Annotated in this window: 24 protein-coding genes and 1 pseudogene; 19 read left to right on the plus strand and 6 right to left on the minus strand. The window is 73.1% G+C overall.

Annotation, left to right across the window (positions count from 1 at the left end):
• The first annotated feature begins 10 nt into the window (after positions 1–10).
• Entirely contained in the window at positions 11–592 is a 582-nt protein-coding gene (locus ACZ7LV_RS11030; protein ID WP_471938016.1) for a dihydrofolate reductase family protein, read from the plus strand.
• A gap of 189 nt (positions 593–781) precedes the next feature.
• Positions 782–987, plus strand: a pseudogene (locus ACZ7LV_RS11035) (TetR family transcriptional regulator); the annotation flags it as partial.
• Positions 988–1,020: 33 nt separating this feature from the next.
• Here ACZ7LV_RS11035 and ACZ7LV_RS11040 read toward each other — a convergent pair.
• Positions 1,021–1,971, minus strand: coding sequence for a LysR family transcriptional regulator (locus ACZ7LV_RS11040; RefSeq protein WP_471938018.1), 951 nt, complete (start codon positions 1,969–1,971; stop codon positions 1,021–1,023).
• A 150-nt stretch (positions 1,972–2,121) separates the two neighbouring features.
• On the opposite strand from ACZ7LV_RS11040, the gene ACZ7LV_RS11045 reads away from it, so the two are divergent.
• The 6 genes from ACZ7LV_RS11045 to ACZ7LV_RS11070 all read left to right on the plus strand — a co-directional run bounded on the left by ACZ7LV_RS11045 (position 2,122) and on the right by ACZ7LV_RS11070 (position 8,062).
• The gene (locus tag ACZ7LV_RS11045) at positions 2,122–3,249 is read left to right on the plus strand and encodes a tartrate dehydrogenase (RefSeq protein WP_471938020.1); all 1,128 of its coding nucleotides are present in this window, start codon (positions 2,122–2,124) and stop codon (positions 3,247–3,249) included.
• Between the two features lie 367 nt (positions 3,250–3,616).
• Positions 3,617–4,888, plus strand: coding sequence for an MFS transporter (locus ACZ7LV_RS11050; RefSeq protein WP_471938021.1), 1,272 nt, complete (start codon positions 3,617–3,619; stop codon positions 4,886–4,888).
• Positions 4,889–4,928: 40 nt separating this feature from the next.
• Complete coding sequence (locus ACZ7LV_RS11055) at positions 4,929–5,906, plus strand: NAD(P)-dependent oxidoreductase (RefSeq protein ID WP_471938023.1); 978 nt, start codon at positions 4,929–4,931, stop codon at positions 5,904–5,906.
• An 89-nt stretch (positions 5,907–5,995) separates the two neighbouring features.
• Positions 5,996–7,381: an acyclic terpene utilization AtuA family protein gene (locus tag ACZ7LV_RS11060; protein ID WP_471938025.1), complete on the plus strand. Its 1,386-nt coding sequence runs from the start codon at positions 5,996–5,998 to the stop codon at positions 7,379–7,381.
• Positions 7,378–7,710 (plus strand): DUF4387 family protein, encoded by a 333-nt coding sequence (locus ACZ7LV_RS11065; protein ID WP_471938027.1) that lies wholly within the window; start codon positions 7,378–7,380, stop codon positions 7,708–7,710. Before ACZ7LV_RS11060 ends, ACZ7LV_RS11065 begins: the two co-directional genes overlap by 4 nt.
• 19 nt (positions 7,711–7,729) lie before the next feature.
• Complete coding sequence (locus ACZ7LV_RS11070; protein ID WP_471938029.1) at positions 7,730–8,062, plus strand: hypothetical protein; 333 nt, start codon at positions 7,730–7,732, stop codon at positions 8,060–8,062.
• A 33-nt stretch (positions 8,063–8,095) separates the two neighbouring features.
• On the opposite strand, the gene ACZ7LV_RS11075 is transcribed toward ACZ7LV_RS11070, so the two are convergent.
• Positions 8,096–8,668 (minus strand): antibiotic biosynthesis monooxygenase, encoded by a 573-nt coding sequence (locus ACZ7LV_RS11075; protein WP_471938031.1) that lies wholly within the window; start codon positions 8,666–8,668, stop codon positions 8,096–8,098.
• Positions 8,669–9,126: 458 nt separating this feature from the next.
• Here ACZ7LV_RS11075 and ACZ7LV_RS11080 point away from each other — a divergent pair, with 458 nt between their 5' ends.
• Positions 9,127–10,401 (plus strand): APC family permease, encoded by a 1,275-nt coding sequence (locus ACZ7LV_RS11080; protein WP_471938033.1) that lies wholly within the window; start codon positions 9,127–9,129, stop codon positions 10,399–10,401.
• 293 nt (positions 10,402–10,694) lie between these two features.
• Here ACZ7LV_RS11080 and ACZ7LV_RS11085 read toward each other — a convergent pair whose 3' ends face one another.
• Positions 10,695–11,186 carry a MarR family transcriptional regulator gene (locus tag ACZ7LV_RS11085; RefSeq protein ID WP_471938035.1) on the minus strand — a complete coding sequence of 164 codons (492 nt, stop codon included), beginning with the start codon at positions 11,184–11,186 and terminating at the stop codon, positions 10,695–10,697.
• A 151-nt stretch (positions 11,187–11,337) separates the two neighbouring features.
• Between ACZ7LV_RS11085 and ACZ7LV_RS11090 the strand changes: the two genes are divergently transcribed.
• The 6 genes from ACZ7LV_RS11090 (at position 11,338) to ACZ7LV_RS11115 (ending at position 17,255) form a co-directional block, all read left to right on the plus strand.
• Positions 11,338–12,498 carry a PP2C family protein-serine/threonine phosphatase gene (locus tag ACZ7LV_RS11090; RefSeq protein WP_471939174.1) on the plus strand — a complete coding sequence of 387 codons (1,161 nt, stop codon included), beginning with the start codon at positions 11,338–11,340 and terminating at the stop codon, positions 12,496–12,498.
• A 145-nt stretch (positions 12,499–12,643) separates the two neighbouring features.
• On the plus strand, positions 12,644–13,543 hold the full coding sequence (locus ACZ7LV_RS11095; RefSeq protein WP_471939176.1) for an STAS domain-containing protein: 900 nt from the start codon (positions 12,644–12,646) through the stop codon (positions 13,541–13,543).
• Complete coding sequence (locus tag ACZ7LV_RS11100) at positions 13,540–13,929, plus strand: STAS domain-containing protein (RefSeq protein ID WP_471938037.1); 390 nt, start codon at positions 13,540–13,542, stop codon at positions 13,927–13,929. Before ACZ7LV_RS11095 ends, ACZ7LV_RS11100 begins: the two co-directional genes overlap by 4 nt.
• Positions 13,926–14,375, plus strand: coding sequence for an ATP-binding protein (locus ACZ7LV_RS11105; RefSeq protein ID WP_471938039.1), 450 nt, complete (start codon positions 13,926–13,928; stop codon positions 14,373–14,375). Before ACZ7LV_RS11100 ends, ACZ7LV_RS11105 begins: the two co-directional genes overlap by 4 nt.
• Entirely contained in the window at positions 14,372–15,439 is a 1,068-nt protein-coding gene (locus ACZ7LV_RS11110) for a SpoIIE family protein phosphatase (RefSeq protein WP_471938041.1), read from the plus strand. Before ACZ7LV_RS11105 ends, ACZ7LV_RS11110 begins: the two co-directional genes overlap by 4 nt.
• Entirely contained in the window at positions 15,423–17,255 is a 1,833-nt protein-coding gene (locus ACZ7LV_RS11115; RefSeq protein ID WP_471938043.1) for a PP2C family protein-serine/threonine phosphatase, read from the plus strand. Before ACZ7LV_RS11110 ends, ACZ7LV_RS11115 begins: the two co-directional genes overlap by 17 nt.
• Before the next feature lie 32 nt (positions 17,256–17,287).
• On the opposite strand, the gene ACZ7LV_RS11120 is transcribed toward ACZ7LV_RS11115, so the two are convergent.
• The 3 genes from ACZ7LV_RS11120 to ACZ7LV_RS11130 form a co-directional block, all read right to left on the minus strand.
• Positions 17,288–17,449 carry a hypothetical protein gene (locus ACZ7LV_RS11120; RefSeq protein WP_471938045.1) on the minus strand — a complete coding sequence of 54 codons (162 nt, stop codon included), beginning with the start codon at positions 17,447–17,449 and terminating at the stop codon, positions 17,288–17,290.
• A gap of 99 nt (positions 17,450–17,548) precedes the next feature.
• Complete coding sequence (locus tag ACZ7LV_RS11125) at positions 17,549–18,058, minus strand: MarR family winged helix-turn-helix transcriptional regulator (protein ID WP_471938047.1); 510 nt, start codon at positions 18,056–18,058, stop codon at positions 17,549–17,551.
• A 101-nt stretch (positions 18,059–18,159) separates the two neighbouring features.
• Positions 18,160–18,576, minus strand: a complete 417-nt coding sequence (locus tag ACZ7LV_RS11130) for a VOC family protein (protein WP_471938049.1) — start codon at positions 18,574–18,576, stop codon at positions 18,160–18,162.
• A 204-nt stretch (positions 18,577–18,780) separates the two neighbouring features.
• Between ACZ7LV_RS11130 and ACZ7LV_RS11135 the strand changes: the two genes are divergently transcribed.
• The 4 genes from ACZ7LV_RS11135 (at position 18,781) to ACZ7LV_RS11150 (ending at position 21,511) form a co-directional block, all read left to right on the plus strand.
• On the plus strand, positions 18,781–19,200 hold the full coding sequence (locus ACZ7LV_RS11135; RefSeq protein WP_471938051.1) for a cell division protein SepF: 420 nt from the start codon (positions 18,781–18,783) through the stop codon (positions 19,198–19,200).
• Between the two features lie 102 nt (positions 19,201–19,302).
• Positions 19,303–20,475: an AAA family ATPase gene (locus ACZ7LV_RS11140; RefSeq protein ID WP_471938053.1), complete on the plus strand. Its 1,173-nt coding sequence runs from the start codon at positions 19,303–19,305 to the stop codon at positions 20,473–20,475.
• Positions 20,472–20,831 carry a nucleotide pyrophosphohydrolase gene (locus ACZ7LV_RS11145; protein ID WP_471938055.1) on the plus strand — a complete coding sequence of 120 codons (360 nt, stop codon included), beginning with the start codon at positions 20,472–20,474 and terminating at the stop codon, positions 20,829–20,831. The genes ACZ7LV_RS11140 and ACZ7LV_RS11145 overlap by 4 nt, the downstream gene beginning before the upstream one ends.
• Before the next feature lie 209 nt (positions 20,832–21,040).
• Positions 21,041–21,511: a DUF6099 family protein gene (locus ACZ7LV_RS11150; protein ID WP_471938057.1), complete on the plus strand. Its 471-nt coding sequence runs from the start codon at positions 21,041–21,043 to the stop codon at positions 21,509–21,511.
• The last annotated feature ends 189 nt before the right edge of the window (positions 21,512–21,700 follow it).

A 21,700-nucleotide genomic window follows, 5' to 3' on the forward strand; every position in this document is an offset into this window, starting at 1 on the left:
GGAGGGCCCCGTGGGCAAGGTGGTCATGTACAGCTCGGTGTCGTTGGACGGCTTCGTCGCGGACGAGAGCGACCAGCCCGGACCGCTGTTCGACTGGCTGTCCGGCGGCGACGTTCCGTTGGACGAGAGCGGCGTCTTGAAGGTGTCGCAGACGTCCTACGACTACATCCGGCCGTACTGGGACCAGATCGGGGTGACGGTGGTCGGCCGCCACGTCTTCGACCTGACGGACGGCTGGGAAGGGAAGCCCCCGAGCGGGATCGACCACGTGGTCGTCGTGACGCATCGGCCGGAGCCCGAGGGCTGGGACCCCGAGGCGCCGTTCCACTTCGTCGACGGCGTCGAGGCGGCCGTGGCCAAGGCGCAGGAGCTCGCGGGTGATCGCGTGGTCGAGGTCGCCGCCGGCGACGTCGGTGGCCAGGTGCTCGCCGCGGGTCTGGTCGACGAGGTGCGCATGGACGTCGTACCCGTGGTGTTCGGGTCCGGCAAGCGCTACTTCGGGTCGGTCGACGCGCAACACCTGTTGGAGGATCCCGACGTGGTGATTCAGGGCAACCGGGTGCTCCACTTGCGCTTTCGGGTCCGCCGTTGACGATCTGAGCGCCTCAAGATCACTTTTTGCCGGTTTCCGCCCAGGCCGGTCCACGAAGCGACAGCCTGCAGGTGACGGTATCCCGGGGTCTTTTTGGAGGTGCCGGTCATCGGCTGGCGCGGATCCTCACGGTGAGGACGGGCGAGGCCGGTGACGGCCGGCTCTGTCCGATGTCGGCGGGGTTGACCACCCGGCGCCGATCCGGACGTGCTCTCCACCACGGTGTGGGCGCTCGTCCACGGCCTGGCGTTCCTGCATCTCGACGGCAAGCTCGACGCCTCCAGCTCCGAGGCGGTCGCCGACCGGTGCGCGCCACGGTCCGCGCGCTGTTCGCCGTTCCGGCGGCGACGTCTCCTGCCGGGACGGCCGTGCCGGGTGAACGGGCACAGGCGTAGCGGATCGCGCGAAGGCGTGGTCCCCCGGCGGTGCTACTCCTCGTGCCGATGCCGGAGGCGGCGGGGGAGGCGGGCGGCGAGGAAGTCGACGATCCGGCTGACCCGCCGCGGGATGTGCGCGTCGTCCTCGATCAGCGCGTAGATGTCCGCCGCCGGCGTGGGCACCCCGGGAAGCACCTGGACGAGTTCGCCGCGCTCCAGATGCGGTCCCACGTGCCACTCCGAGCGCATGACGATGCCCCGGCCCTCCAGCGCCCAACCGGTCACCACGTCACCGTCGTTGCTGGAGAGGCTGCCGTGGACGCGGATGTGCCGCGTTCCGGTGGTGTCCCCGAACCGCCAGAGGGCGTAGTCGCTCTCGTTCTCGCGCAGCACGATGCAGTCGTGCTCGGCGAGGTCCTCGACGGTGGCCGGCGTGCCGTGCCTGGCGAGGTAGGACGGCGCCGCGCAGGGCACCCGGCGGTTCTCGGCGAGGCGGCGCATACGCAGTGACGAGTCCGACGGGGCCCCCACGTGCACGGCCACGTCGAACTCGCGCCGGTGGGGCCGCAGCGGCAGGTCCGAGGTCTGGAGCCGGACGTGGAGGTCCGGGTGGGCCTCCGCGAACTCGCCGAGCAGCGGGGCGATGTGGGCCCGCCCGAGCCCGAGCGTGGCCTCGACGGTCAGCGAGCCGCGCAGCCCTCCCGACCGGTCGGTGAGCGAGTCCTCCAGCTCCCGCACCTGGTCGAGGATGGTCGACACCCGTGCCGCGTACAGCTCGCCCTCCGACGTCAGCACCAGGCGGCGGGCGCCGCGCTGCACGAGCCGCACGTCGAGCCGGCGCTCCAGCGCGCTGAGGCGCTTGCTGACGACGGGCAGGGAGCAGCCCAGTTCCCGCGACGCGGCCGTGAGGGTCTCGCTCGACGCGACGACCTGGAAGAACTCCAGGTCGTCCAGAGGAGAGCGGCCGGCGCCCGGCCGCCCGGGACGACGGAGGCTTTCCACGACGGAAAGCCTACCTTGCCGGTCGGCGCCTTGTTGCGGGCATCGCGGCTGGCCAGGGTGGTTGGCAGGGCGCAACGGGGCCCGCGCGTCGTGGCCGGCGCGCGGCCCCGGTGGCCGCGTCCACCGTGACCTTGCCGAGGAGTGAGTCTCGTGTCGCAGAGTTATCGCATCGCAGCGATCCCGGGCGACGGGATCGGCCACGAGGTCGTACCGGAGGGCCTCAGGAGCCTCCGGGCGGCCGCCGACGCGTACGGATTCACCCTCGACGTCACCGAGTTCGACTTCGCCGGCGCCGACTACTGGAAGCGCCACGGGACCATGCTCCCCGAGAACTGGCGTGACATCCTCGGCGGCTTCGACGCGCTCTATTTCGGCGCGGTCGGATGGCCCGAGGTCGTCCCGGACCACGTCTCGCTGTGGGGCAGCCTGCTGCAGTTCCGGCGTGGCTTCGACCAGTACGTCAACCTGCGCCCCGTCCGGCAGTTGCGCGGCGTCCGTAGCCCCCTGCGCGATCACGGCCCCGGCGACATCGACTTCTACGTGGTGCGCGAGAACACCGAGGGCGAGTACTCCAGCATCGGCGGCCGGATCTTCGAGGGCACCGACCGCGAGACGGTCCTCCAGGAGACCGTCATGACCCGCGTCGGCGTCGACCGCGTTCTGCGCTACGCCTTCGAACTCGCCGCCGGCCGCCCCCGCAGGCACCTCACCTGGGCGACCAAGAGCAACGGCATCTCGATCTCCATGCCCTACTGGGACGAGCGGGCCACCGCGATGGCCGAGCGGTATCCGCACGTGACCGCGGACAAGGACCACATCGACATCCTGGCCGCCAAGTTCGTGCTCCAGCCCGACCGGTACGACGTGGTCGTCGCCAGCAACCTCTTCGGCGACATCCTCTCCGACCTCGGTCCCGCCTGCACCGGCACCATCGGCATCGCCCCCAGCGCCAACATCAACCCCGAACGCACCTACCCCAGTCTGTTCGAACCGGTGCACGGTTCGGCGCCGGACATCGCGGGCCGCGGCATCGCCAACCCCGTCGGCCAGATCTGGAGCGGCGCGATGATGCTCGACCACCTCGGCGAGACGCGGGCCGCGGCCGCCGTCGTCGCGGCCGTCGAGACCGTCCTCGACGAGCAGCCCGGCGTGCTCACCCCCGACCTCGGTGGCACGGGCACCACCGCCGGACTCGGCAAGGCCGTCGCCGCCGAGATCACGGCGGGCGCGAGCCGGGCCACCGACCGGCCGGCCGGAAGGGCCGCGGCCACGCCATGACCTCGGCAGTACGCCATGTCCGTGGCGGTACGCCATGACCATGGCAGTCGCCGACCGACCGGCGACCGCCTCGCCACCGGGCCACGCGGCGATCGTCGTACGGCCCGTGCCGACGAGGCGGCATCCGTCGGCGCGTGGGCCCTCGCAGCGGCTGGCACCGCGTCCCCCGCCGTCGTCGTCCAGGCGCGGTCGTCGCCGCCCCGGCCCTCCCGCCGCCCGCGCGCCCGGTCGGCTCCCTCGGTGCCGACCGGCCCGCGGAGGTCGCCGGCGACCTGCCCCACGTACTCGCAGTGAACGCCCGCAAGTCCGCACCCCGCACCTCATCCGACAGCCGCCGGCCCGGCGGCGGCGCGAAGGGACGACCCGCATGACGACGACGTCGGCAGGGCAGCGCTCACGTACCCGCACCATCACCTTCCTCGTCGCGCTCGCGGTCTTCGCGCAGGAGTCGACCTGGAACTTCTACGAGTCCCAGGTCCCGCCCCTCCTGCGGGAGCACGTCGGCAGCGCGGCCGTCGTGGGGGTGCTGATGGGCATGGACAATCTGCTGGGCATCTTCATCCAGCCCTGGATCGGCAACCGTTCGGACCGCACCCGCACCGCCTGGGGCCGCCGTATCCCGTATCTGGTCGTCGGCATGCCGATCGCCGCCGCGCTGTTCGTGACCATCCCGCACACCGCGGCGTCCCTGCCGCTGCTGATCGCGGTGATGTTCACCTACGCGCTGGTCGCCAACACCTTCAAACCCGTCGCCGAGGCCCTGGTGCCCGACTTCATCGCGCCCGAGCGGCGCAGCCGTGCCAACGCGGCCGTCAAGATCGCGTCGAGTCTGACCGCCATCGTCGCCGCCCTGATCAGCATCTTCCTCGTCGACGACCATCTGCACATCGCCTTCGCGATCCCCGCCGCCATCATGCTGGTGTCGATCGTGGTGCTCGGCGTCACCGTCCGGGACAGCCGGTCCCCGGCCTACCAGGAGGTGGTCGCCGAGACGCGCGAAGAGCCTCCAGGCAGCCGGGCCCCACGGGTTCGCGACACCTTCGTCGAGATCGTCAAGGACCGGGATCGCAGCAGGCTGCTCCTGCTCGCCGCGATCCTCGTCTTCGGGAGCGCCTGGGCCGCCTCGCGGTCCCTGGTCACCCCGTACGGCATGGAGGCACTCGACCTGTCCCGTGGCGACGCGGGCGGTCTCACCCTTCCCAGCGGCGTCGCCTTCATCGTGGCCGCCTACCCGGCGGCGATGCTCGCCGAGCGCTACGGACGGCTGCGCGCCATGGCGGTCGGCATGTCCGTCTTCGCCGGTGCCATGCTGCTGGGGACCCTCGTGCAGACGCCGGCGGCCGTCGTCGTCGCCCTGTGCGTGGCCGCCGCCGGTGCGAGCAGCTTCCTGGTCAACGCGGTCGTGGTCCTGTGGAACCTCGCGCCGTCGGCGAGGGTCTTCGGGACGTACGCGGGTCTGTACACCGTCAGTTGGGCGGGCGGCGGCTTCCTCGGACCGGCCGTGATCGGGGGGATGGTCGACCTCAACGGCTGGTCCCTGATGCTCGTCGACATCGCCGTCGTCGCCGTGCTGGCCATCGTCCTCATCAGCCGGATCGGCCTGATGCGGCGGCGCACCGCCCTCTCCCCCGCGAAGTGACGGGCCGCCACGCAGCGGCACAGCCAGAAACGAGGACCGCGTGCCCCACATCCTGATCACCACGGACTATCTGCGCCCCGGCGACGAGGTCGACACCCACCTCCGCTCCCTCGGCCACACCACCGTCCACGCGCCCCTGGTCGGCCGGCGCGACCCCGAGGAACTCATCGCCGCACTGGACGGCGTCGACGCCGCCCTCGTCGCGAACGAGCCGCTCACCGCCGACGTCCTCGCTCGCGCGCCCCGACTGCGCGTGGTCGTGCGGACCGGTGTCGGCCACGACTCCATCGACATCGCCGCCGCGGGCCGGCGCGGGATCACGGTGAGCAACCTGCCCGGCGTCAATGCCAACGCCGTCGCCGAGTACACCCTCGGCCTGCTGCTGTCCGGCGCACGGCGCCTCGTGCAGAGCGCGACCGCCGTCGCCGCCGGCCACTGGCCCCGGGAGGACGGCCGCGAACTGCGGGGTGCCCTCCTCGGCCTGCTCGGGTACGGCGCGGCGGCACGCGCCGTCGTACCGCTGGCGCAGGCGTTCGGGATGCGGGTGCTGTGCACCACGGGCGTCCCCGAGGACCTGCGGACCGATCCGACGGTCACCTTCGTCACGCTGGAGGAACTTCTGCGCTCCTGCGACTACCTCTCCGTGCACACCGCGCTGACCGACCGGACCCGTGGCCTCCTGGACGCCGCCGCCTTCCGCCGGATGAAACCCACGGCGATCCTGGTCAACACGGCCCGCGGTGGCGTCGTGGACGAGGCCGACCTCGCCGCGGCGGTACGCGCGGGGGAGATCGCCGGGGCGGCGCTCGACGTGGTGTGCGAAGAACCGCTGCCCGCCGACAGCCCGTTGCGCGGCGTCGACGGCATCGTCGTCCACTCCCATCTGGCGGGCCAGACCGCCGAGGCCCGCGCGGCCACCGGAAGGGCAGGAGCCGCCGAACTGGTGGCGGCACTCGCCGGGCGACCCCGCCACGCGGTGAACGCCCACCTCCTGCCGGGCGCCGGCCGCAGCGCGTGAGCACGTCGGCCGCGTACCCCTGGAATCCGTACCCCTGAAAACCCGTACCCCTGAAACCCGTACCCCTGGAAGGGAAGAGGAACAAGAAGATGGACAAGGAACAACCCGTGCGGTCCGTCCGGGTCCTGGCGCCCACCGGCATGCTGGGCGCCGGGTTCCCCGAGGCGACCGTCGAGCGGGGCGTCCGACTCGGCGCCGACGTCATCTCCGTCGACGCGGGAAGCACCGACTCCGGGCCGTACTACCTCGGCGCGTCCCGCCCCAAGACCACCCGCGCCGCCGTCGCGCGCGACCTGCGCATCCTGTTGAAGGCCGCCGCGGGCGCCGGCATCCCGCTGATCGTCGGCTCGTGCGGGACCAGCGGCACCGACAGCGGCGTGGACTGGATCGCGGGCATCGTCGCCGAGATCCAGCACGACGAGGGCCTGGACCTGCCGGTGGCCCGCATCTACAGCGAGCAGAACGCCGAGGACCTCAAGAGGCGCCTGGCGGCGGGACGCATCCGTCCGCTGCGCCCCGCCGCCGAATTGCAGCCGGAGACCCTGGACAGCTGCACCCGCATCGTCGGCGTGATGGGGCACGAACCGATCGTCGCCGCCCTGGAGGCCGGTGCCCGCGTCGTGCTCGCCGGCCGGGCCACGGACACCGCCATCGCCGCCGCCTATCCTCTGATGAAGGGCATGCCGGCCGGCCCCACCTGGCACGCCTCGAAAATCATCGAGTGCGGTGGGCAGTGCACCACCGACCCGCGCCTGGGAGGAGTGCTGGCCACCATCGACGCGGGCGGCTTCACGGTCGAGCCGCTGGACCCCGCGGCGGCCTGCACCCCGATCCTGGTCGCCGCCCACATGCTGTACGAGACCGCGAACCCCTTCGAGATGCGCGAGCCCGACGGGACGCTGGACGTCCGGGAGGCCACGTACACCGCGCTGGACGACGTCACCGTCCGGGTCGAGGGCTCGCGGTTCCATGTCGCCGACCAGCACACCGTCAAGCTGGAGGGCGCCCGGACAACCGGGTACGAGACCATGTCGTTCACCGCGATCCGCGACCCCCACATCCTCGCGCGCATCGACGACTGGGCCGCGCTGCTGAGGACGACGCTCAGGGAACGGGTGGAGCAGACGATCGGCCTGAGCGAGGACAAGTACGCGTTCGACGTCCGCCTCTACGGCCACAACGCCGTCCTCGGCGACCTCGAACCGGCGACGGGCGTGCCGCGCGAGGTCGGCGTGATGCTTCTGGTTCGCGCCCCCGACCAGGCCACCGCCACCGCCGTGGCGAAGATCGCCAACCCCCTGATGCTGCACCTGCCGACGCCCGACATGCACCACCTGCCGAGCCTCGCGTTCGCCACCTCGCCCGCCGAGACCGAGCGCGGTCCGGCGTACGAGTTCGTCCTCAACCACGCCGTCGACACCACCGGACCCACCGACCTGTTCCGCATCGAGTACGAAGAGGCCCCCGCGTCATGACCGACACCACCGCGACCACCCTCGCCGATCTGGCCCTGGAGATCCGCTCGAAGAACGCCGGCCCCTTCTGGGTCACGATGGAACTCTTCCTGCGCGACGCGGACGCCTACCGGGTCGCCGCCGACGAGACGTTCCTGGACGAGCGGGTCGTCGCCCGGCTCTACGGAGTCGACGAGAGCGAGATCCAGATGTTCCGCATCCCCTCGCTGAACGTCGTGAAGATCTCCTTCCCCCGGCCGGTGAGCCAGGCGTCGCTGTTCGACCGCGACATCCACTCGGGTCAGCACCATGTGCCGCTGGCGATGCTGCCCGTGCCGGTGGCCCGGTAGGAGGGCGGGCCCGGCGACAATGGCCGGCGTGAGCGCTGACAGGTCTCGCGAGACGACCCCCGACGGGCATCACGTGGTCATCGGGGGTCGGCGATGGCGGGCCACCGATCCGTCCGTTCCCGAGGAGACGGCGGCCCGGCTCCGTCACCACCTCATGGCGGCCCGCCGTGCGGTGCGGGCGGCCTTGGCGGCGGGCGACGCGGAGGCCGAACGAGCGGCACGCGCACGCGTCGACGGTGCGAAAGTGGCGCTGGGCGAACGCGGTACGCCGTGGTGGGAGCAGTCCGAGGCCGTGCGCCGCCGGCGATGGGAGCGGGGGCTGGCCGCGCTGGACGACGACACGACGTCGTGAGGCGTGGCGGCTGTCGCAACTGCCCCCGCACCCTCACCGGTTCAGCCACCCCCGCAGCACCCTGCTGACCGCCGGCATCGCCGCGTACGTCATCAGGACGTTGAAGATGCAGGCGACGACGGCGCTGCTGACGACGACGGGCAGGGCGGTGAGGTGGGGGACGAGGAAGTAGCTGCCGAGCAGGGAGATCGGGTAGATCGCGAGGGTCGCGCTGATCGCCATCTTCCAGCGCGGCGGCGCCGGGCGGGTCGAGCCGGGCTCGGCGAACCAGGTCTCCATGCCGGTGAGTTCGCGGCGTGCGATCTCCGTGTGGTGATGGCCCTCGCAGTGCGCGAACCAGGCTGCCCGCTCCGGCGACTCCTGCCAGGTCCGGCAGGCCCGGGCGTCGCGGAAGCGGTGGACCAGGAACCACGGGGCGTCGCCGCCGGAGGATCGGAAGAGTCCGTACCCGAGATGGCCCTCGAAGCGGGCCGCGCAGTCGAGGATGCCTTTGGCCCACTTCTCGAACGCGGCCTCGTGTCCGGGCTCCACCCGGCGGGCTATCAGCAGCGTCACCTCGCCGGCGTCGGCGGGGACGGTGGCGTGCTCAAGGCTCACCGCAGTCACTCGTTCTCCTCGTGATCACGCCGCGCCGCCCCCAAGATACACAGCGGGGGCGGCGCGTCACGGTGCGGATGTCGGTGCGCGGACACCGTGAGGGGGTCACGGCAGTGGGCGCGCGTGCGGACGCGCGCCCACCGTTGCGCTCCCGCCGGCCGAGCAACCCGTTCATCCTGGTGATCTCCTCAGCCTGCGCCGTGACGACATCACGGGCCGGCTTCCACGCCGGGCCGAAAGCGCCGTCCTCGATCTCGCTCCGGGCCATCTCGACCGCGCCCGGTGGTGTTCGATGACCTCGCCCTCAGCCCCGATCCCTCGGCCCGCCGGACCCGCCCCCTCCGTGCCGCCGCCTCGCTGGCTCCGTGCCCCGTCGGACCGCGTCCGCGCTGTTCATGGTGTCGCAACCCGGCTCGCGTATCGTCGGGCCGAGTCGGGCGGCCCGTGGCCGGTATGAGGGAGTGGTCTTGAGCGAGACGTCGAACGGCGCCCGTACGCCGGACGAGCTGGACCGTCGGCTGGGCGTGCCGGACGCCGTGGTGATCGGGCTGGGCTCGATGATCGGCGCCGGGATCTTCGCCGCGCTCGCCCCCGCCGCGCAGGCCGCCGGCTCCGGGCTGCTGCTCGGTCTCGCGCTCGCCGCGGTGGTCGCCTACTGCAACGCCACCTCCTCGGCCCGGCTCGCCGCCCGCTACCCCGCCTCGGGCGGCACCTACGTCTACGGCCGGGAGCGGCTCGGCGACTTCTGGGGCTACCTGGCCGGCTGGGCCTTCGTGGTCGGCAAGACCGCCTCCTGCGCGGCGATGGCCCTGACCGTGGGCGCCTACGTCTGGCCCGGCCAGGCCCACGCGGTGGCCGTCGCGGCGGTCGTGGCGCTCACCGCCGTGAACTACGCCGGAGTGCAGAAGTCCGCCTGGCTGACCCGCGTGATCGTCGCCGTGGCGCTGGCGGTGCTCGCCGCGGTCGTGGTGGCCGCCCTCACCTCCGGCGCGGCCGACGCGGACCGACTCGCGCTCGGCGACGACGCGACGTTCGGCGGCGTACTGCAGGCGGCGGGCCTGCTGTTCTTCGCTTTCGCCGGGTACGCCCGGATCGCCACCCTCGGGGAGGAGGTCCGCGACCCGCGGCGGACGATCCCCCGGGCCGTCCCGCTCGCGCTCGGCATCACCCTGTGCGTCTACGCCGTGGTCGCCGTGGCGGCCCTGACCGTCCTCGGCCCGGCCGGCCTCGCGCGGGCGGCGGCCCCGTTGTCGGACGCCGCCCGGGCGGCCGGCGCGGACTGGCTGGCGCCGGTCGTCCGGGTCGGCGCCGCGGTCGCCGCGCTCGGCTCGCTGCTGGCCCTGATCCTCGGCGTCTCGCGCACCACCCTCGCGATGGCCCGCGACCGGCACCTTCCGCACGTCCTCGCCACGGTCCACCCGAGGTTCAAGGTGCCGCACCACGCCGAACTCGCCGTCGGGGCCGTGGTGGCGGTGGTCGCGGCGACGGCGGACGTACGCGGGGCCATCGGGTTCTCGTCGTTCGGCGTCCTCGCCTACTACGCCGTCGCCAACGCGTCGGCCTGGACCCTCGCCCCGGACGAGGGCCGTCCCCACCCCGCGATCCCCGTGGTCGGGCTGGCCGGCTGCCTCGTGCTGGCGTTCGCCCTGCCGCTCTCCTCGGTGATCTCCGGAGCCGCGGTGCTGGCCGTGGGCGCGGTGGCGTACGCGGTGCGCGCAGCCGTCCGGCAGCGCACCACCTGAGGAAACTCCCTTAGGCGCCGGGTTTCCGCGGCGTCCTGGCCCCGCCTCGCGGAATCGGGCATTCATTCGAGACCTTGACCACAGTTGCGCAGGTCGCCGTCGCTCGGGGTACCCGATACGAAACGGCAGCTCAGCCAACAGTTGCCGTTTGACAACTATGGCGTGAGGCAACAAAGTAACCGTGTGGTGACGGGGCACGGGGAAGGGTCGAGGATGTGTTCCGGTGAACGGAGGGCGCCCGGTGCCGGGCGTCGGCGCGACGGGGCGCGGCGGTCGTCCACGGATCGGCGGACTCAGGCGGTCCGGCCGCGCGGGATGCCGGCGTCCTCGTCGTGTATCCGCGCCGCGGCCGCGTCGCAGAACGCTTCCAGTCCCTGCACCAGCGCGATCCGGTGGGCCGCGGGCATCTGGTCCAGCACCGCCTGCAAGGCCCGTTCACGGCGCGTGCGCAGATCGGACAGGAAGGAACGTCCCCGGCCGCTGAGATACAGCCGTACCTCCCGCCGGTCCGTCGGGCTGACCACGCGCTCGACGAATCCGGCCGCCTGCAGCCGGTCGCACAGGCGGCTGGTGGACGGCGGGGTGGAGGCCAGCGAGTCGGCGAGGGTGCGCAGGTTGATGCCCTCGTGGTGTTCGAGGATGAGCATCACGCGCAGCTGGGAGGCGGACGCGGGCGCGGTGGAGGCCCGGCCCCACAGGACCTCCAGCAACTCCGCGGCCGTGGCCGTCACGCGCGCGGCGACCTCGTGCGGCTCGGGGCGGGGGCGGAAGGCAGTCACAGTCACACTCTCGCAGCTACTGGGATGTCCGTCAGCGTACTAGGCGCGGCAAGCGGCCGGAGATGCCCGTGAGGACCGGGGCGGGCGGCCCGGGCGGCTCCGGCGCCCGCGTGAGGACCGTACGCATTCGGCGAAGGATTGGTGTGTTGTGAACATCGTGAACAGATTCGTGGCCGCTGAGCGCGCGTTGCGCACGGCGGCACCCCATGAGTTGCTCGACGCCGTCCGGCGCGTACTGGTCGAGCAGTACACGGCGGAGTCCGTCGAGCTCTACATGGCCGACTACGGCCTGACGGTGCTGCAGCCGGTGTCCGTGCTGCCGCACACCCTGGAGCCGGTGTCGGTCCACGACAGCCCCGCGGGCCGGGCCTTCGGGGCGCAGGAGCCCTTCCTGGAGGATGTGCGCGACGGAGCCGTCCGCGTGCATCTGCCGGTCACCGTCCGCGGCGACCGGCTCGGCGTGCTGTCGGTGACGCTGTCGGACGGCGGCCAGGTCAAGGAGTGCCTGGGCGAACTGGCGGAGATCGCGGAGGTGCTCGGGCACGAGGTGGTCGTGGCCGAGCGGGACACCGACGTCTATCTCCAGGCCCGCCGCAGGGACCGGCTCACGCTCGCCGCCGAGATGCAGTGGCATCTGCTGCCCGGCCGCTCCTGCGCCCGCCGCGAGTACGAGCTGGGCGCCCAACTGGAGCCCGCCTACGCGATCTTCGGGGACAACTTCGACTGGTCCGCGACGGCCGACCGGCTGACGCTGTACGTCACCAACGGCATGGGCGAGGGCATAGAGGCCTCGCTGCTGACGAACCTCGCGATCAACGCGCTGCGCAACGCGCGGCGGGCCGGAATCCCCATCGCCGACCAGGCCGCGCTCGCCGACCAGGCGGTCTACGCCCATTACCGGGGCCGCAGCTATCTCTCCGTGCTGATGCTCGACTTCGAGCTCGCCACCGGCCGCGCCCGCGCGGTGGACGCCGGCTCCCCGCAGTTGCTGCGGATGCGCGACGGCACGGTCGAACGGATCACCTTCGAGGCCCAGCTCCCGCTCGGCATGTTCGAGGAGACCGACTACGTGGCGCAGGAGTTCCGGGCCGAGCCCGGCGACCGCCTCGTCTTCGTCAGCGACGGGGTCTACGACGTGGCCTCGCCGGGCGGGGAGGTGTACGGGGACGCCGCGCTCGCGCGCGCGATCCTGGCCACCCGCCTGCTTCCCGCGGCCGAGGTGCCGCGCGCCATACTCCGCGAGCTGACCGGCCACCGGGGCCGGCCGGCACCGGACGACGACGCCCTCGTGGTGTGTCTCGACTGGCACGGACGATGACCAAAGGCACACCGAGGCGCGGTCCGGGGTAGAGGGATCGCGTGTTGTTCGTCCCGCGCCGCCGGGGCTAATGTTTGTCATACGGCAATAAATGGCGGAGGCTGAGCCGCTCGCGAGGCCGCAGGAGCCTGTGGAGAAGGAGACGATGCAGGTGCAGGAGTACGACGCGGCGACCGAGTCGGCCGCGCGGCAGGTGGCCGCCTTCCTCGACCGTTCTCGGGAGCAGATCGCCCAGCGCTGGGCCGAAGCCGCCCTGTTCCGCACGGTCTTCACCGTCTCGCGCGACGAGGCGGTGGAGGCCGGCAAGGCCGTGGTCGACGCCCTGTCCACGGTCGCCGGGTCCGGCCGGCTGGAGGACATCGCGGCGCCCGGTTTCGAGGGCGTGCGCGACCAGTTGGGGCGGATGGCCTCCTCCCGGGCCCGTACCGGACTGACCCCGGCACAGATCGCCGACGAGGTCGCCGCGTTGCGTGAACCGGCGGTCCTGCTGCTGCGCGAGGGCTTCGCCGACCCGGCCGACCGGCACGCGGACGGCGCCGTCCTGGCGCTGACCGTGCTGATGGGTACGCTGCGGCTGGTGGTGATGGAGCGGGCGCTCAGCGCGGGCGAGGAACTGATCGAACGCCAGCGACAGCAACTGCTGGAAGTGGCCACCCCGGTGGTGAAGTTGTGGGAGGGGACCGTCGCCGTGCCGCTGATCGGCACCCTGGACAGCGCGCGCAGCCAGGTGGTGATGGAGAACCTGCTGGACGCGATCGTCGCCCAGCGCGCCCGCTTCGCCATCCTCGACATCACCGGTGTGCCAACCGTCGACTCGCTCGTCGCGCAGCACCTGATGAAGACGGTGGCCGCCGCCCGGCTCATGGGCGCCGAGTGCATCGTCTCCGGTATCCGCCCCGCCATCGCGCAGACCATCGTCCACCTCGGTATCGACCTCGGCTCGGTGCTCACCCGTGCCACCCTCGCCGACGCGCTGGCCCACGCCATCGCCCAGCAGGACGCCGAGGTCTCGGCCCGCGCGGCGGCGGGAGCGAGCCCGCGGTGAACGCCTTTCCCGACCCCGCGGCCCCGGTGCCCGTACTGACACTGGGGGACGTCCTGCTCGTCAGTCTCCAGGGCGAGTTGCACGACGGCATGGCCGAGCAGCTCCAGCAGGACATCGCACGGCGCATCGCGGACAGCGGGGTGGCCGGAGTGATCATCGACATCTCCGGCGTGGACATCGTGGACTCCTTCCTCGGCCGCATCCTCGCCGAGATCGCCTCCAGCGCCAGTCTGCTGGCCGCCCGTACGGTGCTGGCCGGCATGCGGCCCGCCGTGGCCATCACCCTGGTCGAACTGGGGCTCACGCTGCCCGGTCTGCACACCGCGCTGGACACCGAGCGCGCGCTCGAACTCCTCGGCCACGCGGCGGGCGGAGGGCACACATGACGTCGACCTCGCCCCAGGCCGCCACGACCACCCTGCCGATCGGCTCGGACGCCGACCTGGCCTGGGTGCGGCAGCAGGTGCGCCAGGTCGGGTCCGAACTCGGCTTCGGACTGGTGCAGTTGACCAAACTGGTCACGGCCGCCAGCGAGCTGGCCCGCAACACGCTGGTCCACGGCGGCGGAGGACATGTGGAGATCACCCCGCTGGACAACGGGCAGGAGCGCGGGCTGCGGCTGTCGTTCGTCGACGCCGGCCCCGGCATCCGGGACGTCGAGAGGGCCATGACCGACGGCTACACCACCGGCGGCGGCCTGGGCCTCGGCCTCAGCGGGGCCAAACGCCTCGTCCACGAACTCTCCATCGACACCGCGCCCGGCCGCGGCACCACCGTCACTGCCGTCGCCTGGGGCTCCGTGCTCCCCTCCGCCCGGCCGGGGTCCGTATGAGCAGGGTGTGGGACATCCCCGTGCACGACTCCACCCGGGTCCGGGACGTGCGGGTCGCCGCCGAGGCGGCCGGCGCGCGGGCCGGGCTGGACCCGCACCGCATCGCGGTGGCCTCGCTCGTGGCCACCGAACTCGCCACGAACCTCGTCAAGCACGCGGACGGCGGCCGCATCGTGATCAACCTCGTCGAACGCCCCACCGTGGACGCGCCCGTGCCCTCGGTGCAGCTCGTCTCCCTCGACCACGGTCCCGGCATCACCGACGTCGAGGCCGCGCTGCGCGACGGCCACACCACCGCCACCACCTCACTCGGCGCGGGCCTCGGCACGTGCCGGCGGATATCCAGTGACTTCGACCTCCACAGCATCCGCGGCCGGGGCACCGTGGCGATGGCCCGCATCGACCGGACGCCCCCGGCCCGGCACGCGGTGCCCGCGTCCGGCCCGCGCGTGGGCGGCGTCAACCTCCCCCTCGCGCAGGCCGATCACTCCGGCGACGCCTGGAGCTGGGTCCGCACCCCGACGCTGCTGACCCTGATGCTGGCCGACGGGCTCGGGCACGGCGACAAGGCCGCCCAGGCCTCCGGTGCCGCCGTCGAGGAGCTGCGCCGCTCTGAGCACCTGCCGCCGGTGGAGATCCTGCGGCACCTCAACACCGCGTTGCGGCCCACCCGGGGGGCCGCCATCGCCGTAGCGCAGCTGGACCTGGACACCGACCAGCTCCGCTTCGCCGGGATCGGCAACATCGGCGCCCGGCTGCACCACGGCGGCGACTGGCACGCCCTCGTCTCGCACCCCGGCATCGTCGGCTCGCACTTCCCGGCCACCGTCCCCGAGCAGCGACTGGCCTGGCGGCCGGACAGCCTGCTCGTCCTGCACAGCGACGGACTGCCCAGCCGCTGGACCCCGCCCGGCGACCCCGGCCTCCCGCATCACGACCCGGCGGTGGTGGCCGCCGCCATCCTGCGTGACGCCAGCAGTGCCGCCCGCCCCCTGCGCGACGACACCAGTGTGGCCGTACTGGCCCCCGACAGCCGGACCCGCGCCGATGACCGCCGCTCCTGACACCTGGACCATCAGCTCGGCGGCCGACGCCGCCCGGGCCCGCAGCGCCGTGGCCCGCCTCACGGAGCACGCCCCGGCCCTCGACCGCGCCCGCCTCCTGACCGACCTCACCGCCCAGCTGCGGCGCTGCCTCGACGAGGGCGGCGCCGAACTCGTCCTCAGCACCCGGCACACCGACCGGCTCCAGATCGACGTGCACCCCACCGGCCGGCCCACCCACCGGCTCACCCTCACCTGCCCCCAGCGCCCCGCCGGGAAGGGCCCCGAGGGCGCCGACCTCGCGGACGCGCTGCTCACCGCCGACGAGGACGCGGGCCGCCTGGTGGACCAACTCGACGGCGTCCGCGGGGAACTGGACGAACTCCAGGGCAAGCTCGCCGGACTCCGCCGCCAGCAGGGCGCCCTCCAGGAGAAACTCGACGAGAAGGAAGCCCTGGTCCGCTTCCATCGCGAGGAGCTGCACGAGACCAACCAGGGCGTGCTCGCCCTGCACGCCGAGCTGGACGCGGCGGCCCTCGCCCAGCGGGAACTGCTCGACGCCGAACGGGCCGCGCGCGCCGAGGCCGAGAGCGCGCGCCGGCTGCTGACGTTCCTCGCCGACGCCAGCGCCGTCGTCACCGCCTCGCTCGACCACGACGCCATCCTGCGCCGCCTGCCCGAGCTCCTGGTCCCCGAGTACGCCCGCGACGTCGACATCTGGCTCTTCGAGGACGAGCAGGTGCCCAGGGGCGGCACGCGCCCCGCCGCCGCCGTGACCGCCGCCCGCACCGGCCGCCCCCAGCACGCCGCGGACCACCCCGGCGGGTTGCCCGGCGTCGACGACCTGCCCCCCTCCGTGCTGGCGCCGGACCGGCCGCTGCTGTGCATCCCGCTCACCGCGCACCGCATGCTGGGCGTGCTCACGCTGACCGCGCCCGGCCCCCGCTTCGACCCGGACACCTCCGTCATGCTGGTCGAGCTGGCCCGCCGGCTCGGCACCGCGCTGGACCACGCCCGCCGCTACGAACAGCACCGCGACATCGCCGAGGCCCTGCAACGCGCCCAGCTCACCGACCTGCCCGAGGTCGCGGGCCTCAGCCTGGCCGCCCGCTATCTGCCCGCCACGCGCGGACTCAACATCGGCGGCGACTGGTACGACGCCTTTCCGCAGCCCGACGGAAGCCTGCTCGCGGTGATAGGGGACGTCACGGGGCACGGACTGCGCGCGGCGGTCATGATGGGCCAGTTGCGCACCGCGCTGCGCGCCTACGCCGTCGAGGGCGACGGCCCCGCCCGGATCCTGACGCGGCTGCACCACATGCTCCGCCACCAGCAGCCCGACCTCTACGCCACGGCGGTCGTCGCCCGCTTCCGGCCCGGCGACCCGGCCCTCGTCTGGGCCTCCGCCGGGCACCCGCCCCCCGTGGTGCGCGAACCGGGGGGCGCGGTACGGGTGCTGGACGCCAAGCCGGGCATCATGCTGGGCGTCCCCATCGCCTACGAGTACCAGGAGCACTCCGTCGACCTGCCACGCGGCTCGACGCTCGCGCTGTACACCGACGGCCTGGTCGAGCGGCGTGCCCTCGGCATCGACCCGGGCATCGAACGGCTCACGGCGACGCTGGCCGCGCTCGGCGGGACGGAGTTGGAGCGCGACCTGGACGCCTCCGCCGAGTCCCTGCTCACACCGATGCTGCACGACTCCGAACGCGACGACGACGTCTGCATGCTGCTGTGCCACACCACCGGCACGCCGTCCCCCGTGCCCGTACCGTCTCCGAGGTCGGACCGGGGCGCCGTGCGTTCCGACGCCGCGGGGCGGCCGCTGTCGCGCTGACCGGGGGCGTTTCCGGGCCGCCGGGGCGGTGCTCAGCTGTCCAAGGCACCGTCGCCCGGCAGCGGTGCTCGCTCTGTCCGGGTCGCGAGGAAGGCCCGCAGCCCTCGGCCGAGCGCTTCGCGCTCCTCGGGTTCCATCCCGGCCAGCGCCGCCCCCAGTGCCCACGCCCGCCGCTCGGCCACGTCGTCGAGCACATTCCTGCCGTGGGCACTGGGGGCGCCGTGCGCACCGACGCCGCGGGGCGGCCGCTGTCGCGCTGACCGTGGGGGCTTTCCGCGCCGCCGGGGCGGTGTTCACCTGTCCAGGGCACCGTCGCCCGGCAGTGGCGTTCGCTCTGTCCGGGTCGCGAGGAAGGCCCGCAGCCCTCGGCCGAGCGCTTCGCGCTCCTCGGGTTCCATCCCGGCCAGCGCCGCCCCCAGTGCCCACGCCCGCCGCTCGGCCACGTCGTCGAGCACATTCCTGCCGTGGCCCGTCAGGCTCAGCCGCACCTCGCGCCGTTTGTGCGGGTGCAGCGTCCGCTCCAGCAGCCCCGCCGCCTCCAGCCGGTCGCACAGCCGGCTGGCGGTCGGCAGCCCTATGTCCAGCCGCTCGGCGAGACCGGTCAGATTCAGCCCCGGCGCGATCTCCAGCGCGCGCAACGCCCTCAGCTGGTGCAGCGACAGCCGCAGCACCGCGCCCTGCGCCGCCAGCGACCACAGGTTCGTCAGACGCTCCACGGCATCGGCGATCTCCGGCGCGACGGCCTGGGGACCGTCAGCCGATCTCTTCGCCCGATCGTCGCCGGGGCCGACGAGGTGGGTCACGAAAAACATCACATCCAGTAAGCACCGCGCAGGTGAAATCACCCTCTCAGAGGCTGTACCCGAAGGACGCGAGGACATACAGCCCGGACGCGATGCGCGGCTCAGCCCCGCTGTTCGCTGATGTTGACCATCCAGGCGGTGCCGAAGCGGTCCTGGCACATGCCGAAGACGTCGCCCCACATCTGCTTGTCGAGCGGCACCGTCACCGTGCCGTCGGCGGACAACTTCTCCCAGTAGCCGCGCAGTTCGGCCTCGTCCTCGCCGCTGAGGCTGATCGAGTACGCGTTGCCGCGGCGGTAGTCCTCGCCGGGCGGGGTGTCGGCGCACATCAGGGTGAACCCGCTCGGCGTCTCCAGCATGCCGTGCATGATCTTGTCGGCGTCGGAGGGGCTCGACTGGCCGCCGAGGTCGGCGTAGGTGTTGACCGCGAGGGTGCCGCCGAAGACCTCCTTGTAGAACTCCAGCGCCTGGCGCGCGTCGCCTTCGAAGACCAGATAGGGGTTGAGTCGCGAAGCCATGAGAACCTCCCGAGGGGAGTGGACGGTCGTTGCTTCCGCACCCTAGCCGGGGCCACCGACAACGGCCCGCCGCACACGACGGCCCCCGACCGGACGCCCGTACGTTCGCCTCGGCACCCGCTTCCGGTCCGCCGTCCGCTCCTGCGACCGTGTCGCTGTTCGGCCGAACGGGTGACATGGCGTAAGAATTGGTCGGTGCAGGCGATGAGTGCGAGGCAGAGCGGGGGAGCGGTGAACAGCCACGACGTCACCGATGAACAATGGGAAGGGCTCGCCCAGGTCGTGCCGTTGCGGGGCCGCGACGCCTGGCCGTCCGCGGTGGGGCACCGGGCCCTGCCGGAAGCGCCCACCGAGGCCCGCCGCCGATTCGTGGTCCTGCGCGTCAACGTCTTCGCGGACGCCCGTGAGGTCGCCGAGACCCTGATGGCCGGCTTCCCGGTCCTCCTCGACCTCACCGGCGCCGAGCCGGACGTCGCCAAGCGGGTCCTGGACTTCAGCACCGGCGTCGTCTTCGGCCGGGCCAGCGGAATGCACCGGGTGGACCGGAACGTGTTCCTGCTGACCCCGCCCGGGACGGAGGTCCAGGGGCTGATGGAGGGGGCGGCGGGCGTGCCGGGCAGATGACGGGCCGCCGGGGGCGCGAGGTGCGGGCCGCGGTCGCCCGATCGTAGGAAGCTCCGTCGGGCGGAACGGTTCAGCCGTCCCGTCGTCTCCTACGGTCCGGACATGGCCGTGTCTCCCCCCACCTCGCCCCTCGCGTTCCCCGAACCGCCCGCCTCGGGATGTCCCGAGCGGCCGTGCGTCACGGAATTGCGGCTGTCCGCGTTCGCCGGGCACCGGGGTGCCAGGTTCCCGTTCGGGCCGTGCACCCTACTCGCCGGGCCGAGTGGTTCCGGCAAGACGACCGCGCTACGGGCCTACGAGGCGCTGGCCCGGCTCGGCGGCGGAGCCGCGCTCCAGGAGGTGTTCCCGGACCCGGCCGCCTGCGTGCCGGAGCGGGCACGGCCGGACGCCCAGCGGCGGCGCGGTTTCCGGATCGGCTGTACGGCCGACGGTCCCGAGGGCCCGGTACGGCTCGACCTCGCCGTGCAGGCCGAGCCCGAACTCCGCGTCGTCGGCGAGCGGTTGACCTCCGGACGGCTGGTCCTGCTGGAGACCGCGCTGCGCGATCCGGGGCGGCGTGCCGTGCAGGCCGCCTGGCACAACGGCAGGTCGGTGCCGGTGACGCGGGCCCCGCTGCCCGACGACCGGCTCGGCACCGCGCTGCTGCCGTTGCGGGTGGCGGGCAAGACCGACGGGCAGCGGCAGGTGCTCGCCGCCGCGGAGCAGATGGTGGTGGCCCTGCGGTCGGTGTTCGTCTGCGACCCGGTGCCCGAGCGGATGCGCGTGCCCGCGCCGGCGGGTGCCGGGCGGCTGCTCGGCGGCTGCGGCAACCTGGCGGGCGTCCTGCGCCGCACCCGCGAGGAGTGCGCGCGGCGGCACGGGCTGTTCGTCGCGGCGGTACGGGCCGGCTGCGCCGGGAACGTCACGGACGTGCTCGCCGAGGCGGCCGCCGACGGCACGATCCGGGGGAGCCTCGACCGGGGCGACGGCCACCGGACCGGCTTCGGGCGGCTGGGCGACGGGGAGTTGAGGTACCTGGCGCTCGCCCTGGTGCTGCTCACCGGGCCCGGCGTCCTGGAGGTCGACCCGGCCGGCGAGGTGCCCGCGGCGCTCCAGACGCTGACGGTGCTCTCCGACGGCTTCGACCGCGCGCTGGACGTGCCGCAGCGCACCGAACTGGTGCGGCTGGCGGCCCGGATGGGGTCGCGCGGGCACATCCGCTGGGTCGGTGCGGTGAGCGACGCGTCCTGGGCGGAGCGGGAGGACGGGATCACGGTGGTACACCTGGAGCCGTGACAGCATCGTCGAGGCATCCGCATCCCGAACCGCCGGATCTCGCCACCCTGCAGCGCCGGCTCGTCGCGTTCGCCGCGGCGCGCGACTGGCAGCCTTACCACACGCCCAAGAACCTGGTCGCCGCGCTCAGTGTCGAGGCCTCGGAACTCCAGGAGATCTTCCAGTGGTTGACGCCTGAGGAGTCCGCGCAGGTCATGGCCGACGCGGAGTCCGCCCATCGGGTCAAGGACGAGGTCGCCGACGTGCTCGCGTATCTGCTGCAGCTGTGCGACGCGCTCGGCGTCGACCCGCTGGCCGCGCTCGCGGCGAAGATCGACCGCAACGAGGAGAGGTTCCCGGCGCCCAAGGGCCCGTGAGCACGGGCGGAATGTGGCCGTCCGCCCGCAGGAGGGCAGCAGTCCGCTTTCACGCTACGTATATGAATTCCGAACTGAATCCGAATTGTTGTCCACAGATTTCGGTCTTCCCCTGGCTTTTCGTCTCAGCTGACCTCACGCTGGGTAGTGAACAACTGAGTTCGGTCAGACGTGCGGTGAGAGCGCGTCGGGACAGACGGGGGCAGCGCATGGACGCGGTGCGGCTCATCCTGACGAGCAGGCGTGCCCTGGCAGGAGGCGGTGAGGTCTCCCAGACGATGACGGAGGTGTGGCAGGCGCAGGCTCTCGCGCAGGCGATCGGCAGTCGCCTGGCCGTCTCCGGCCCGCCCGAACTACGCGGTGAGGCACTGGGGTTGACCGAGCTGGCGGGCCGCGGCTGCGGTGTGCTGGACGCCCCGGAGCTGGCGCCCGGTGAGCTGCGCGCGGCCCAGCTCACCGAGCTGGGCGACGCCCGCCAGGCCCTGCTCCACCTGGGCGGCCTGCTCGGCGAGGTGGGCATCGCGCTGGTCGGCATCACCTGCGCCGCCCCCGACGAGGGGACGTACTGGCAGTGCATGGAAGCCATCGACGCGGCGGACGAGTCGCGAGACCGCGTCCTGGAGATGCTCCGCAAACTGGCCGACCGCGAACAGACGGTCCCGGCCCGAGAGGCCGGCTGACCCCGCACCGGGACGCGGTCCGGGCAGGCGGCTCCCGCTGACCCGGCCTCCGAGCGCGCCGTCGGTGGCCCCCGCGCGACCGCTCACGGCGCGCGGCGCCGCCGCACGACGGTCAGCAGGCCCGGTGGCACCCGGCCGTCCGCCGCGCTCTGCTGGCGCGGGGCGGAGCCCCGACCGTGCCCGCCCGCC

The organism is Streptomyces sp. NPDC107562 (assembly GCF_055657325.1).